This is a genomic window from Enterobacter cloacae complex sp. 402C9 (genome assembly GCF_050030745.1).
Lineage (GTDB): Bacteria > Pseudomonadota > Gammaproteobacteria > Enterobacterales > Enterobacteriaceae > Enterobacter > Enterobacter intestinihominis.
The window spans coordinates 3871020-3885310 of record NZ_JBLGUW010000001.1; the positions used below are offsets into that span (position 1 = coordinate 3871020).

Annotated in this window: 18 protein-coding genes; 9 read left to right on the plus strand and 9 right to left on the minus strand. The window is 57.6% G+C overall.

The window, feature by feature from the left end:
• The 5 genes from ACQG1K_RS18425 to ACQG1K_RS18445 are packed head-to-tail and all read left to right on the plus strand — an operon-like array spanning position 1 to position 3017.
• Complete coding sequence (locus ACQG1K_RS18425) at positions 1-567, plus strand: YggT family protein (protein WP_003860024.1); 567 nt, start codon at positions 1-3, stop codon at positions 565-567.
• Positions 564-860 carry a DUF167 family protein YggU gene (yggU, locus tag ACQG1K_RS18430; protein WP_022649356.1) on the plus strand — a complete coding sequence of 99 codons (297 nt, stop codon included), beginning with the start codon at positions 564-566 and terminating at the stop codon, positions 858-860. Before ACQG1K_RS18425 ends, yggU begins: the two co-directional genes overlap by 4 nt.
• Before the next feature lie 3 nt (positions 861-863).
• Positions 864-1457, plus strand: coding sequence for an XTP/dITP diphosphatase (locus ACQG1K_RS18435; protein WP_022649357.1), 594 nt, complete (start codon positions 864-866; stop codon positions 1455-1457).
• On the plus strand, positions 1450-2598 hold the full coding sequence (gene hemW / locus ACQG1K_RS18440; protein WP_038416710.1) for a radical SAM family heme chaperone HemW: 1149 nt from the start codon (positions 1450-1452) through the stop codon (positions 2596-2598). The genes ACQG1K_RS18435 and hemW overlap by 8 nt, the downstream gene beginning before the upstream one ends.
• Positions 2599-2654: 56 nt before the next feature.
• On the plus strand, positions 2655-3017 hold the full coding sequence (locus tag ACQG1K_RS18445) for an endonuclease domain-containing protein (protein WP_023306916.1): 363 nt from the start codon (positions 2655-2657) through the stop codon (positions 3015-3017).
• 67 nt (positions 3018-3084) lie between these two features.
• Here the strand turns inward: ACQG1K_RS18445 and ACQG1K_RS18450 are convergent, their stop codons facing one another.
• Genes ACQG1K_RS18450 through trmB form a run of 3 tightly spaced genes read right to left on the minus strand, consistent with a single transcriptional unit; the run spans position 3085 to position 4904 of the window.
• Positions 3085-3801, minus strand: a complete 717-nt coding sequence (locus ACQG1K_RS18450) for a DUF2884 domain-containing protein (RefSeq protein ID WP_022649360.1) — start codon at positions 3799-3801, stop codon at positions 3085-3087.
• 57 nt (positions 3802-3858) lie between these two features.
• The gene (locus ACQG1K_RS18455; RefSeq protein WP_003862421.1) at positions 3859-4185 is read right to left on the minus strand and encodes a YggL family protein; all 327 of its coding nucleotides are present in this window, start codon (positions 4183-4185) and stop codon (positions 3859-3861) included.
• Positions 4185-4904, minus strand: a complete 720-nt coding sequence (trmB, locus tag ACQG1K_RS18460; RefSeq protein ID WP_367076202.1) for a tRNA (guanosine(46)-N7)-methyltransferase TrmB — start codon at positions 4902-4904, stop codon at positions 4185-4187. Before trmB ends, ACQG1K_RS18455 begins: the two co-directional genes overlap by 1 nt.
• Before the next feature lie 144 nt (positions 4905-5048).
• On the opposite strand from trmB, the gene mutY reads away from it, so the two are divergent.
• The 4 genes from mutY (at position 5049) to ACQG1K_RS18480 (ending at position 9150) form a co-directional block, all read left to right on the plus strand.
• Complete coding sequence (gene mutY / locus ACQG1K_RS18465; RefSeq protein ID WP_367076204.1) at positions 5049-6101, plus strand: A/G-specific adenine glycosylase; 1053 nt, start codon at positions 5049-5051, stop codon at positions 6099-6101.
• Positions 6102-6127: 26 nt separating this feature from the next.
• Positions 6128-6400 (plus strand): oxidative damage protection protein, encoded by a 273-nt coding sequence (locus tag ACQG1K_RS18470; protein WP_003862425.1) that lies wholly within the window; start codon positions 6128-6130, stop codon positions 6398-6400.
• A 124-nt stretch (positions 6401-6524) separates the two neighbouring features.
• A complete protein-coding gene (gene mltC, locus ACQG1K_RS18475; protein WP_032621902.1) occupies positions 6525-7601 on the plus strand; it encodes a membrane-bound lytic murein transglycosylase MltC in 1077 nt (358 codons plus the stop codon).
• A gap of 292 nt (positions 7602-7893) precedes the next feature.
• Positions 7894-9150, plus strand: a complete 1257-nt coding sequence (locus ACQG1K_RS18480) for a nucleoside permease (protein WP_022649364.1) — start codon at positions 7894-7896, stop codon at positions 9148-9150.
• 81 nt (positions 9151-9231) lie between these two features.
• On the opposite strand, the gene citG is transcribed toward ACQG1K_RS18480, so the two are convergent.
• From citG to citC, 6 genes are read right to left on the minus strand one after another with little or no spacing between them, the layout of a single operon-like run.
• A complete protein-coding gene (gene citG, locus ACQG1K_RS18485; protein WP_367076206.1) occupies positions 9232-10035 on the minus strand; it encodes a triphosphoribosyl-dephospho-CoA synthase CitG in 804 nt (267 codons plus the stop codon).
• Positions 10013-10552, minus strand: a complete 540-nt coding sequence (citX, locus tag ACQG1K_RS18490; RefSeq protein ID WP_022649366.1) for a citrate lyase holo-[acyl-carrier protein] synthase — start codon at positions 10550-10552, stop codon at positions 10013-10015. Before citX ends, citG begins: the two co-directional genes overlap by 23 nt.
• A gap of 2 nt (positions 10553-10554) precedes the next feature.
• Positions 10555-12072: a citrate lyase subunit alpha gene (gene citF, locus ACQG1K_RS18495; RefSeq protein ID WP_023298575.1), complete on the minus strand. Its 1518-nt coding sequence runs from the start codon at positions 12070-12072 to the stop codon at positions 10555-10557.
• A 10-nt stretch (positions 12073-12082) separates the two neighbouring features.
• Entirely contained in the window at positions 12083-12958 is an 876-nt protein-coding gene (citE, locus tag ACQG1K_RS18500; RefSeq protein ID WP_032626185.1) for a citrate (pro-3S)-lyase subunit beta, read from the minus strand.
• On the minus strand, positions 12955-13248 hold the full coding sequence (gene citD, locus ACQG1K_RS18505) for a citrate lyase acyl carrier protein (protein WP_017382935.1): 294 nt from the start codon (positions 13246-13248) through the stop codon (positions 12955-12957). The genes citE and citD overlap by 4 nt, the downstream gene beginning before the upstream one ends.
• A gap of 16 nt (positions 13249-13264) precedes the next feature.
• Entirely contained in the window at positions 13265-14287 is a 1023-nt protein-coding gene (gene citC / locus ACQG1K_RS18510) for a [citrate (pro-3S)-lyase] ligase (RefSeq protein ID WP_367076208.1), read from the minus strand.
• Positions 14288-14291 lie beyond the last annotated feature (4 nt).

Sequence of the window (14291 nt, forward strand, 5' to 3'; positions counted from 1 at the left end):
ATGAAGACGTTGACTTTCCTGCTTTCAACGGTCATTGAACTGTATACGATGGCGCTGCTACTGCGCGTCTGGATGCAGTGGGCCCGTTGTGATTTTTACAATCCATTCTCACAATTTATCGTGAAAATCACGCAGCCCATTGTGGGGCCGCTTCGCCGCATCATTCCGGCAATGGGGCCGATTGACAGTTCATCTCTGCTGATGGCGTTTATTCTGAGCGTTATCAAAGCGATCGTGCTGTTTATGGTCATCACTTTCCAGCCGATTATCTGGATTTCAGCCGTTCTGATCCTGGTTAAAACCGTCGGCTCGCTGATCTTCTGGGTCCTGCTGGTGATGGCGATTATGAGCTGGGTAAGCCGGGGCCGTAGCCCGGTGGAGTACGCGTTGATTCAGCTGACTGAACCATTGCTGCGTCCGATCCGTAGCCTGCTGCCTGCGATGGGCGGAATCGACTTCTCCCCGATGCTTCTCGTTTTGCTGCTGTACGTGCTGAATATGGGTATCGCGGAACTGTTACAGGCGACGGGTAATATGCTGCTGCCGGGGCTGTGGATGGCGTTATGAGTGCAGTTAGCCCCTGCGCCGACGGGCTGGTTTTACGGCTGTACATTCAGCCGAAAGCCAGCCGCGACAGCATTGTTGGGCTGCATGGCGACGAGCTAAAAGTCGCCATCACTGCCCCGCCCGTTGACGGCCAGGCGAATGCGCATCTGACTAAATATCTGGCAAAACAGTTTCGCGTCGCTAAAAGCCAGGTCATCATTGAGAAAGGTGAACTTGGCCGGCATAAACAGGTAAAAATCCTTAACCCGCAATCTATCCCGACGGAAGTCGCGGCTCTGACAAAACAGGACTAAACCATGCAGAAAGTTGTTCTCGCCACCGGTAACGCCGGTAAAGTGCGCGAGCTGGCCTCGCTATTACATGATTTTGGGCTGGACGTGGTGGCTCAGACCGAGCTGGGCGTGGACTCCGCCGAAGAAACCGGCCTGACGTTTATCGAAAACGCCATTCTGAAAGCGCGCCATGCGGCGCAGATCACCGGGCTGCCCGCGATTGCCGATGACTCCGGTCTGGCCGTGGATTTTCTGGGCGGTGCGCCGGGGATTTACTCCGCCCGCTATTCCGGGGTGGACGCCACCGACCAGCAGAACCTGGAAAAGCTGCTTGTGGCCCTGAACGACGTCCCTGACGAACAGCGTACCGCGCAGTTCCACTGCGTGCTGGTCTACATGCGTCACGCGGAAGATCCCACGCCGATTGTCTGTCACGGCAGCTGGCCGGGCGTGATCACCCGTGAAGCGGCGGGCAACGGCGGCTTTGGTTACGACCCGATTTTCTTTGTCCCGACCGAGGGCAAAACCGCTGCGGAACTCACCCGCGAAGAGAAAAGCGCGATCTCCCACCGTGGACGCGCCCTGAAACTGTTACTGGAAGCACTGCGTAATGGCTAATTTGCCGCCTCTGAGTCTTTATATTCACATCCCATGGTGCGTGCAGAAATGCCCGTACTGCGATTTCAACTCGCACGCGCTGAAGGGCGAAGTGCCGCACGATGATTACGTCGCGCATCTGCTGGCCGATCTGGATGCCGATGTACCGTACGCACAGGGACGTGAAGTGAAGACCATTTTTATTGGTGGCGGTACGCCGAGCCTGCTTTCAGGCCCGGCGATGCAGACGCTGCTGGACGGTGTGCGCGCACGCCTGAACCTGGCAGCGGATGCTGAAATTACGATGGAAGCCAACCCGGGCACCGTTGAGGCCGACCGTTTTGTCGAGTATCAGCGCGCGGGCGTGAACCGTATCTCCATCGGCGTGCAGAGCTTTAGCGAGCCAAAGCTGAAGCGTCTGGGGCGCATTCATGGCCCGGAAGAGGCAAAGCGCGCGGCGAACCTGGCAACGGGGCTTGGGCTGCGCAGTTTTAACCTCGATTTGATGCACGGCCTGCCGGATCAGTCGCTGGAAGAAGCGCTGGACGATTTGCGTCAGGCAATTGAACTGAACCCGCCGCATCTGTCGTGGTATCAGTTGACCATTGAACCGAACACCCTGTTTGGTTCGCGCCCGCCGGTGCTGCCGGACGACGACGCGCTGTGGGATATCTTCGAGCAGGGCCACCAGCTTTTGACCGCGGCGGGATATCAGCAATACGAAACGTCGGCGTATGCGAAGCCGGGCTATCAGTGTCAGCACAATCTGAACTACTGGCGTTTTGGTGATTATCTGGGGATTGGCTGCGGGGCACACGGCAAAGTGACCTTCCCGGACGGGCGCATTCTGCGTACTGCCAAAACGCGTCATCCGCGCGGGTTTATGGAAGGCCGCTACCTGGAGCGTCAGCATGACGTCGAGGCGGTGGATAAGCCGTTTGAGTTCTTTATGAACCGCTTCCGTCTGCTGGAAGCCGCACCGCGCGCGGAGTTTGCGCTCTACACCGGGTTGTCAGAGTCGGTGATTCGTCCGCAGATTGACGAGGCGTTGGCGCAGGGATATCTGACCGAGTGTAATGAGTACTGGCAGATCACCGAGCACGGTAAGCTGTTCCTAAACTCCCTTCTTGAGCTGTTCCTCGCTGAAAATCCTGAAGGCTGATTCAGGATTTTACATCCCGTTCTGCTGGTTGAGGGAAAGGCTGGCAGAGTGTGGGGATGGAAATTACTCGTTCTTATGCAAAACAGCTCAGACGTGAGCTGACAAAAGAAGAAAGACGGCTTTGGTATCTACTGCGCAGCCGCCGTTTCGAAAATTATAAATTTCGTCGACAGCATCCGGTAGGTAATTACATTCTGGATTTCGCCTGCTGCGCGGCTCGTCTGGCTGTTGAGCTGGATGGCGGGCAACATGATGAGAATCAGGAATACGATCGTCAAAGGACGCTCTGGCTAAATCGAAAGGGCTGGTACGTCATTCGTTTCTGGAACAACGAACTCTGGGATAACGAAGAGGTGGTGTTAGAAAAGATCCTTGAAACACTGCAAATGCTGCAACCCTCACCCCGGCCCTCTCCCTGAAAGGGAGAGGGCGCAAACCATCCCCTCGCCCCTTTGGGGAGAGGGTTAGGGTGAGGGGTGAAGTAAATTACTTCAGCGTCCCCACCAGCGCCTTCCGGCTGTCTTCCAGGGACACCACGCGTTTACACACGTCTTTGCCGAACTGCTGGAAATCGGCTTCCTGATTCTTCCACTCGTTCTGAATCGAGGTTTGCAGTCCGCCCAGGCTACCCAGTACACCCTGCAACGGATTACCGCCGCCTTTCAGCACCGCTTTGGCGCCCATCTCGTTGATGCTGTCCTGGAGAATGCCGCCCATCGCCTGGTTCACCAGCTGCTGACCGTCGGCTCGCACCTGATCGATCGCCTTATAGTGGAACGTCAGGCCATCAGAGCGCGTCTCAATAATGCGGTTCATCTGTTCTTTCAGCTGTTTATCCAGCTTCGTCAGGCGGGTGCGCATATTGCTGCTCTCCCCCACCTCTTTGGTGATGATTTTATCCAGCGCCACGCGGCCCTTCTCAACGCGGGTCAGCGCGCCATCGTTTATCCATGGCAGCGCGGTACGCAACTCGGCCTGGTAGTCCATCGCCTGCTCGCGCTGGGCGGCCGTCAGGTTTTGCTGTTTGCCGTTAAACGTCACGTTGCCATCCGGCGTGATCACCAGATTGCCATTCTCGCCCTTAACCTGCACGGTTTGCGGGCTTAATACCACGTCGTCACGCGGGGTGACGCTACATTTATACTCCGCATGGGCGGTGGTTCCGATTGCCAGTAAAGCAACCGCCAGCAACGTTTTACGCATCTTCAACACTCCCTCAGACAAAATGGGCCAGCTAATGCTGGCCCCGTTCTTGCTTTATTAGTCCCACCAAACGTCGAAAAGTTCGCTGACGCGGACATCTTCCAGTTTGTGGTCTTCAAGCCATTTGCGTACCAGCGCCTGATGTTCTTCGGTGCATTTCCCCACTTCCTGGGTGCAAATCAGACCTTCCCACGCCAGATAGCCGCTACCGTCGAAGGCCAGCTTGTTGGGTTCGATCACCTCGTTGATGAACGCATCAACGTCCTGATCGATCTGCTCAACGCTGGTGCCTTCCGGGAAACGCCAGGCAACGGAGAAACCCACTTCCTGGAATTCTTCGATGTGCATCTTTTTACGCAGACGACGGCTACGATTCTTTGCCATTATTTCACCCTCTCGAACATTAAGTCCCATACGCCGTGACCAAGACGATGGCCACGCTGTTCAAATTTTGTCACCGGACGTGAATCCGGACGCGGTACGTAGTCGTTGCTTTCAGACTGGTTTTTATACCCGTCCAGCGACGACATCACTTCCAGCATGTGTTCCGCATAAGGTTCCCAGTCGGTCGCCATGTGGAAGACGCCGCCCAGCTTAAGCTTACTTTTCACCAGCTCGGCAAACGGCGCCTGAACGATACGGCGTTTATTATGACGCGCTTTGTGCCACGGGTCAGGGAAAAAGAGCTGAACCATGTTCAAAGAATTGTCAGGAATCATTTTGTGCAGCACTTCCACCGCGTCGTGACACATAACGCGCAGGTTCTCAACGCCCTCTTCATGGGCCGTTGCCAGACACGCACCGACGCCTGGCGAGTGCACTTCAATACCGAGGAAGTTCTGCTCCGGTCGCGCTTTCGCCATAGTGACCAGCGAGGAGCCCATGCCAAAACCGATCTCCAGCGTCACTGGCGCATCGCGGCCAAACAGCTCGGTAAAGTCGAGCGGCTGCTCGCTGAACTCAACGCCCATCACCGGCCAGTAGTTATCCAGCGCGTGTTGCTGCCCTTTTGTCAGGCGGCCCTGACGGCGGACAAAGCTGCGAATACGGCGCAGCGGGCGACCGTTTTCATCAAATTCCGGTGAAATGACGTCGTTTTTCATAAAAGAGTTGTCTGCTTGTGAGAGTGTACGGGAAACGGGCATTATCCAAAGTTAAGGCTTCTATGCAAGCATGGGAAAGATCCGGTTTACAGCAGATTGACGCTGTGCTGCAATCTGCCTCCCTGATTAAGCGAATCGATGACCATGCAAGCCTCTCAATTTTCAGCCCAGGTGCTGGACTGGTACGACAAATACGGGCGTAAAACCCTGCCCTGGCAAATTGAAAAAACGCCTTACAAAGTATGGCTCTCCGAGGTGATGTTGCAACAAACGCAGGTCGCGACGGTCATTCCTTACTTCGAGCGTTTTATGGCGCGCTTCCCGACAATCACCGATCTGGCCAACGCGCCGTTAGACGAGGTACTGCACCTGTGGACAGGCCTCGGCTATTACGCCCGCGCGCGCAACCTGCACAAAGCCGCACAGCAGGTCGCCACCCGCCACAACGGTAAATTCCCGGAGACCTTTGACGAGGTGGCGGATTTGCCCGGCGTCGGGCGTTCAACCGCAGGCGCAATCCTTTCCCTGTCTTTAGGCAAGCATTTCCCTATTCTCGACGGCAACGTCAAGCGCGTGCTGGCACGCTGCTACGCCGTAGAAGGCTGGCCGGGCAAGAAAGAGGTTGAGAAGCGCCTGTGGGAGATCAGTGAAGCGGTCACTCCGGCGAAAGGGGTGGAGCGTTTTAACCAGGCGATGATGGATCTGGGCGCGATAGTCTGCACCCGTTCAAAACCGAAGTGCGAACTCTGCCCGGTAAATAACCTCTGCGTGGCCTATGCGAACCACTCCTGGGCGCAGTATCCGGGGAAAAAACCGAAGCAGACGCTGCCTGAACGCACCGGGTACATGCTGCTGATGCAGCATGGCGACGAGGTGTTTCTCGCCCAGCGCCCGCCGAGTGGCCTGTGGGGTAGTCTATACTGCTTCCCACAGTTTGAGGATGAAGCTTCGCTTCGGGCATGGCTTGAACAGCGCGGCATTGCGGCCGATACCCTGACGCAACTCAACGCGTTCCGTCATACCTTCAGCCATTTCCATCTGGATATTGTGCCTATGTGGCTTCCCGTGTCCTCATTCACCTCCTGCATGGATGAAGGCACCGCTCTCTGGTATAACTTAGCGCAACCGCCATCAGTCGGGCTGGCGGCTCCCGTGGAGCGCCTGTTACAGCAATTACGTGTCGGTGCAATGGTTTAGCATCGGCAAGACAAAGAGGAATGAGTATGGCCAGAACCATTTTTTGTACTTTCCTGCAGCGCGACGCTGAAGGCCAGGATTTCCAGCTCTACCCGGGCGACCTGGGTAAACGCATTTACAACGAGATCTCCAAAGAAGCCTGGGGACAGTGGCAGAAAAAACAGACCATGCTGATCAACGAGAAAAAGCTCAGCATGATGAACCCGGAACACCGCAAGCTGCTGGAGCAGGAGATGGTGAACTTCCTGTTCGAGGGTAAAGACGTCCACATCGAAGGCTATACGCCACCGGAAAAATAATACTCTGCGGCTGCTGCCCGGCGGCGCTGCGCTTGCACGGGCCTACGGTTATGTAGGCCGGGTAAGCGCAGCGCCACCCGGCAACAGCAACCTCAAAGCAAACACAACACGCACTCCCGGAATGATGAAAAAACTATTAGCGCTAGCACTTGTTGCGCCGTTGCTTGTGTCTTGTTCTTCCAAAAAGGGCGATAGCTATAACGAAGCCTGGGTTAAGGACACCAACGGTTTTGACATTTTGATGGGGCAGTTTGCCCATAACATCGAGAACATATGGGGATTTAACGAAGTTCTTATTGCCGGACCGAAGGACTACGTTAAGTATACCGACGCCTATCAGACCCGTAGCCACATCAACTTCGATGACGGTACGATTACGATTGAAACCATCGCGGGGACTGAACCTGCGGCGCATTTACGTCAGGCCATCATCAAAACCCTGCTGATGGGCGACGATCCGGGATCTATCGATCTCTACTCTGATGCCGATGACATTACTATCTCCAAAGAGCCATTCCTGTATGGGCAGGTCGTTGACCAGACCGGTCAGCCGATTCGCTGGGAAGGTCGCGCGACGAACTTCGCAGACTATTTGCTGCAAACGCGCCTGAAAAGCCGCACCAATGGCCTGAAGGTGATCTATAGCGTTACGATCAACCTGGTGCCGAACCACCTCGACAAGCGTGCGCATAAGTATCTGGGCATGGTGCGTCAGGCGTCGCGTAAGTATGGCGTGGATGAGTCGCTGATCCTGGCGATTATGCAGACCGAATCCTCGTTCAACCCGTATGCGGTGAGCCGTTCCGACGCGCTGGGGCTGATGCAGGTTGTGCAGCACAGCGCCGGTAAAGACGTGTTCCGCGCGCAGGGGAAATCCGGTACGCCGAGCCGCAGCTACCTGTTTGACCCGCAAAGCAACATTGATACCGGTACCGCATATCTGGCGATGCTGAACAATGTTTATCTCGGCGGGATTGATAACCCGACTTCACGTCGCTATGCGGTGATCACCGCCTACAACGGCGGAGCGGGCAGCGTCCTGCGCGTCTTCTCGAACGATAAAGTTCAGGCCGCGAACATCATCAACAGCATGGCGCCGGGGGACGTGTACTCCACGCTGACCACTCGCCACCCGTCTGCGGAATCCCGCCGCTATCTGTATAAGGTGAATACGGCGCAGAAGAACTACCGTCGCCGCTAGAAACCAACACCACCCCTCACCCTGCCCTCTCCCCAAAGGGGAGAGGGTGTTCAAGTTCCCTCTCCCCTTTGGGGAGAGGGTTAGGGTGAGGGGGCATCAGACCGCACCCATCTCATCCCACCCATACAAAAATGCTATTTGCATCACAATCCAAACTGCAAATTAATGTGGATTGCATTTTTTTGCGGGAGGTAACAAAACATATCGTTGCCAACTGATAGAATTGCATCAAATAACAACCCTGAATGTTCCTATAACAACATATCTCCCGCTCACTTGTGAGGAAAGTAACATGAACCTTAAGCTGCAGCTTAAAATCTTGTCGTTTCTGCAGTTCTGCCTGTGGGGTAGCTGGCTGACTACACTCGGCTCCTATATGTTTGTGACGCTCAAGTTCGATGGTGCGTCAATCGGTGCCGTCTACAGCTCGCTGGGTATTGCGGCTGTTTTCATGCCAACGCTGCTCGGTATCGTGGCGGATAAATGGTTAAGTGCGAAATGGCTGTATATGCTTTGCCATCTGGTGGGTGCGGGGACGCTGTTTATGGCGGCCGAAGTGACCACGCCGGGGGCGATGTTTATGGTGATCCTGCTTAACTCGCTGGCGTATATGCCAACGCTTGGCCTGATCAACACCATCTCCTACTACCGCCTGAAATCTGCCGGTCTGGATATCGTCACCGACTTCCCGCCAATCCGTATCTGGGGCACCATCGGCTTTATCATGGCAATGTGGGGCGTGAGCTTCGCGGGCTTCGAGCTGAGCCACATGCAGCTGTATATTGGTGCCGCGCTCTCCGTGCTGCTGGCGCTGTTCACCCTGACGCTGCCCACCATTCCGGTTTCTAACCAGCAGAAAAACCAGAGCTGGAGCACCATGCTTGGCCTGGACGCCTTCGCCCTGTTCAAAAACAAGCGCATGGCGATCTTCTTTATTTTCTCCATGCTGCTGGGCGCGGAACTGCAAATCACCAACATGTTCGGTAATACCTTCCTGCACAGCTTCGATAACGATCCGCTGTTTGCCGGGAGCTTTATCGTTGAACACGCGTCGGTGATGATGTCCATCTCGCAGATCTCTGAGACGCTGTTCATTCTGACCATCCCGTTCTTCCTGAGCCGCTACGGCATCAAGAACGTCATGCTGATCAGTATCGCTGCCTGGATGTTGCGCTTCGGTCTGTTCGCCTACGGCGACCCAAGCGCGTTCGGCACCGTGCTGCTGGTTCTGTCGATGATTGTTTACGGCTGCGCCTTCGACTTCTTCAACATCTCCGGCTCGGTGTTTGTAGAAAAAGAGGTGAAACCTGAAATTCGCGCCAGCGCGCAGGGCATGTTCCTGATGATGACCAACGGCTTCGGCTGTATTCTGGGCGGCGTGGTGAGCGGTAAAGTGGTTGAGATGTATACCACCAACGGCATCACCAACTGGCAGCCAGTGTGGCTGATCTTCGCCGGGTACTCATTGGTGCTGTTCTTCGCGTTCATCGTGCTGTTCAAGTACAAGCACGTACGCGAACCACACGGTGCGCAGCCGATCGCGCATTGATTGTTGTGCCCGGTGGCGGCTTCGCCTTACCGGGCCTACAAACCGCAAACCGTAGGCCGGGTAAGCGTTAGCGCCACCCGGCTATTTTATGCCAGACAGCACCCACCCCACCGACAGCAAATCCGCGCTGCCGCCCGGACTCAGGTTTCGTTCAATCAACGCGTTATCCATCCTAAGCAACGCATCCTGATCCCAGCCGTTCGCCAGCAGCTCCTGCACATAACCCTGGACGTAGCGCAGCCCTTCAATACCGCCGCGCGAAACGAGATTACTGTCCTGGTTGATGGCCATCAGGCGCAATAACAGGTCATGAAGGGTGTTTCCCTTCCACTGCGCCAGCGCCTTACGCACCGTGCTGAAGCCGCTTTCTGCCTCACCGCGCGCGCCGGTTAAACCGTACTGCTGAAACTGTCGCTCTCCCGCCGTTGCCTGCCCGCTGCGCCCGCCCAGTTCCCGCGCCACCAGCCCACGACAGATGTTACTTACCTCACAACAGAGGCTATCCGCAGAGATATTTTTCACACGTCCGGCGGCGAAGCAGAGCAAACCAAGGGCAAAAATCCCGCCCTTGTGCGTGTTCACCCCGCCCGTGGCGGCGTACATCGCCTGCTCACAGGCCATTCCCATTGGGCGGATAATCCGTAGCTGCTCTCCAGCAGGTTTTTCCGCATGTGCTTCACCCAGTTCCGCAAAACGGGCAAACCACGGCGTAATCGCCGCAATGCTGTGGAGGAATAAGGTATGGTCCATATCGCGATGGGAGCCGTTATTGAGCCTGTCCACCAGCCCCGGTTTGGGCGTCAGCTCCAGCTCCTGCCACAGCGCCTCTGCGGCAAGCGCAGGGACATCAACCGGGCGCGGTTTAGTCGCGAGCAAACCAGTCATCTATCATCTTCTCCACGCGGGAAACCACCTGCTCAACGGGATGGTGCCGAGAACGGGAACAGGCGTGGGCAGGCTCGTCGCAAATCAGACAGCGCCTGAGGTGTGAACCCAACGACTGACGGCCAACGTGGCCGTTTTCAGGGCAGATCACATCCAGATCCCACAGTCTGCCGAGCGGGTGCGTCTGCTCCAGTTCAGCACAGTGCGCTTTAATTTCCGCCGCCGGATGCGCGACGCACCACAGCGCTTCAGGTCCGGTGGGTAGCCAGAGCACCTGGCGGTCCAGCACCTGCCAGCGGTTTTCCCACAGCAGCTGGTCGCACATCTGTAACGCCACGCCCATGGTGTTGCGATAGCGCAGGCTGTCTTTGATTTGCCCGGGCGTGACCAGCGTTAGGGAGATCACCGGTTGTTGATGGTGCGTAAGCCAGTCAGCCTGACGGGCTGCGCGGCGCTCTTTCGCCGCCAGCAGCGCGTCCAGGCTGACACCCGTCCGCACGGGTGTCGCAATTGTCATATTCACTCCTTTACCTGTCGAACGGTGTCGATCACGCTGCCGTCGCGGTAGCGGATCACCCCGACAATTTTGTCGGTGAACTCAATCGGTTTCGGTACGCCGGTCAGGGAAATCGCCCGCTCATAGAGCGCGTTGATATCTACAACCTTCAGGCCTGCTTCCATGAGTCGTTCGCGGATCTCCGGGCGCGCCGGGTTGACCGCAATACCGTGGTCGGTGACCAGCACGTCAATGCTCTCCCCCGGCGTGAGGCGCGTGGTAACGCGCTTCACAACGGTCGGGATGCGGCTTCGCAGCAGCGGCGCGACCACAATGGTCAGGTTGGCTGCCGACGCCACGTCGCAGTGCCCGCCGGATGCGCCGCGCATCACGCCGTCGGATCCGGTGATGACGTTGACGTTAAAATCGACGTCGATTTCCAGCGCGCTGAGGATCACCACGTCGAGCTGGTCGCAGCTTGCCGCCTTGCTGCCGGGGTTGGCGTAGACGTTGGTGGAGATCTCCACGTGGTTCGGGTTGCGCGCCAGCGAGGCCGCCGCCTGGCCGTCAAAGCACTGGGTGTCGAGCAGCTTTTCGATGAGCCCCTTCTCGTGCAAATCCACCAGGCTGCCGGTGATACCGCCAAGGGCGAAGCGCGCCTTCACGCCGCTGCGCTCCATCTTCTCTTCCATAAAGCGGGTGCAGGCTGTAGCCGCCGCGCCGGAGCCGGTCTGCATCGAGAAACCTGGTTTGAAATAGCCTGAGTGTTCAATCACGTCCGCCGCATAGCGGGCAATCATCAGCTCGCGCGGGTTGCTGGTGACGCGCGCCGCACCGACGCTGATTTTCGCCGGGTCGCCCACGCTCTCCACCTGCACGATGTAGTCCACCTGATCCTGCACCAGGCTGGCGGGCATATTCGGGAACGGCACCAGTTCTTCGGTCAGCAGCACCACCTTACGGGCAAAGTGTGCGTCCACCATGGCGTAGCCCAGCGAACCGCAACACGATTTGCCCTGCGTGCCGTTGGCGTTGCCAAACTCATCGCTGCACGGCACGCCGAGAAATGCCACGTCGATATTCAGCTCGCCATCCTGGAGCAGCTTCACGCGCCCCCCGTGGGAGTGAATTTGTACCGGCTCGTCCATCAGCCCGTGGGAGATGGCCTCCGCCAGCCTGCCGCGCATACCGGAGGTATAAATTCGGGCGATCACGCCGTTTTGAATATGCTCGATCAGCGCGTCGTTGCAGGTCATCAGCGAGCTGGAGGCCAGGGTCAAATTTTTAAAACCCATCCGCGCCAGCAGCGCCACAACGGTGTTGATCACCCGGTCGCCTTCGCGAAAGGCATGGTGGAAAGAGATGGTCATCCCGTCCTGCAAGCCGCTGCGCATGACGGCTTCTTCGAGGGAGGCGCAAAGCTTACGGTTGTGTTTCGCCTCGCTGTCAGCCAGCCACGGCGTCGCGCTGTGGGCGGTATCAAAAGGCTTCAGATCCCGCAGATGGGGGAAATTCACATGGAGAAGTTCTGTCTGATTCATTATGTCATCCTTACCGACGCACGCCGGAGGCCGCCGCGCGCTCCAGCACCACCTGCGCGTGGTTAATAATCGGTGCATCCACCATTTTGCCGTTGAGCGAGACCACGCCCAGGCCGTTACGCTCGCCCTCTTCTGCCGCTTCAATCACCCGTTTGGCGTGCTCCACCTCTTCCCGTGTCGGGGCGTAGGCGTTGTGCAGCAGGTCAATCTGGCGCGGGTTAATCAGCGATTTGCCGTTAAAGCCCATCTTGCGGATCAGATCGACCTCGCGCAGGAACCCGGCTTCGTCATTAACGTCTGACCACACCACGTCGAAGGCGTCGATGCCCGCAGCGCGGGCGGCGTGCAGCACGGCGCAGCGGGCGTAGAACAGCTCGGTGCCGTCGCCGCGCTCGGTCTGCATGTCCATCACATAGTCAAAGGCGGCCAGCGCGATGCCGATCAGGCGCGGGGAGCTGCGGGCAATCGCCACGGCGTTGATGACGCCAATGGCCGATTCAATCGCCGCCATCACGCGGGTGGAACCTACTTCACGCCCGCACTCCTGCTCAATGCGCTCGAGGTGGCCTTCCAGCTCGTAGATATCGTCCGGGGTGTCGGTTTTTGGCAGGCGAATCACGTCTACGCCCGCGCGCACGGCGGCCTCCAGATCCAGCAGGCCAAACGGCGTGCTCAGCGGGTTAATACGCACCACGGTTTCGATATCCTGATACATCGGGTGCTGCAACGCGTGGAACACCAGCATGCGTGCGGTGTCTTTCTCGCGCAGGGCCACGGCGTCCTCAAGGTCAAACATGATGGAGTCGGGGCGGTAGATAAAGGCGGTGGAGAGCATGGCGGCATTGGCGCCCGGCAGGAACAGCATACTGCGGCGGAGTTTGCTCATTTCAGCGCCCCCCAGTTGATGGCCTGTTCATCGGCGGCACGCAGAAGCGCGCTTTGCAGGCGGGCGCGGATCACACAGTCCAGCGCCCCTTTGTCTTCAATAATGATTAATCCCTGGTGCACGTTCATGGCGCGCAATGTGTCGTTGACCACCTGGCGTATTTGCTCGCCAAACTGCTTAATCACTTCACTGTGGATGACAATCTCCAGCTCACCGTGAGCGGGGGCGATTTTCACCATCAGGTCGCTGGACTCCTGCGTTCCGGCCAGCGCCTCCCTTACAATATTCATGATAAATTCCTGATAGTTATGCGACTTCCGCACTCGCACGATAATGTGCTTCGAGGTGCGCGAAGGTGGAGTCCGGGACAATCTCCCGGATCCGGGAAAACTGCTGTGTCTTGAGTAAACGGCGCACTTCCGAGGCCGAAATGGCGTTGCCGGTGGCTTTGATGCGCGGCATTTCCACCACGTCGATGTGCGAGGCCAGCAGGTCGTGCAGCGTCTGGTTGTACTGGCGGGTGATATCGCAGAACGGTTCCGAACCAATAAAACGGTGCGTGATGCCCAGCGCCGGGGCGATAAAGTCCCGGAAGATCAGCACGTCGATCTCGCTCCACGCCTGCTGCACTTTGCCGGTCTCCTTCAGGAAGTAGGCCGGAAACGTGGCGCGGGAGATGATGTACTGCGAGCCTTCATGCACCACCACGTTCGACAGATGCGCCACGCCTGCGCGCACCATCTCAAGGCGCGCGCTGAACGGGAAGAACGAGGCGTCTTCACGCACCACGAACAGATGCAGAGCATCGCACTGCGCCGCCGCCTGCTCCACCAGATGACGGTGACCGAGGGTGAATGGGTTGGCATTCATCACGATGGCACCAATCTTCTCCCCACACTTGCGGCTAGCGCGCAGGGATCGGCAGTAGCGCACGATCCCTTGCGGAGTGTTCTCCAATAGCACCGCGTTGTTCCCGCTCTGGGCAACCGGCCAGAAACCGCTGCGGCCAAAGCGCTCCTTATTACACGGACGGGTGCAGAGGAAGAGGTGAAAATGGCCGCGCTCCAGCGCCGCATTTTCCACCTCTGCCAGCAGACGCGCGCTGAGGTTTTCCCCACGAAGCTGCTCGTTGACCGCGACGCACTTGATGACGTTGGCAGCAAGCCCGGCGCAACCCACCAGCTGCGCGCCGGACCAGGCTTCAACAAACAGCGTGATGTCGTTGTCCAGGCCAAGGCCGCTGTCTGCCAGCAGGTAGCGGATCTGGCTTAAGCGTTCCGGGTGTTTCGCCACAACGGTGTGGCGAAAATCAATGGGTTGCGATTGCATGCTG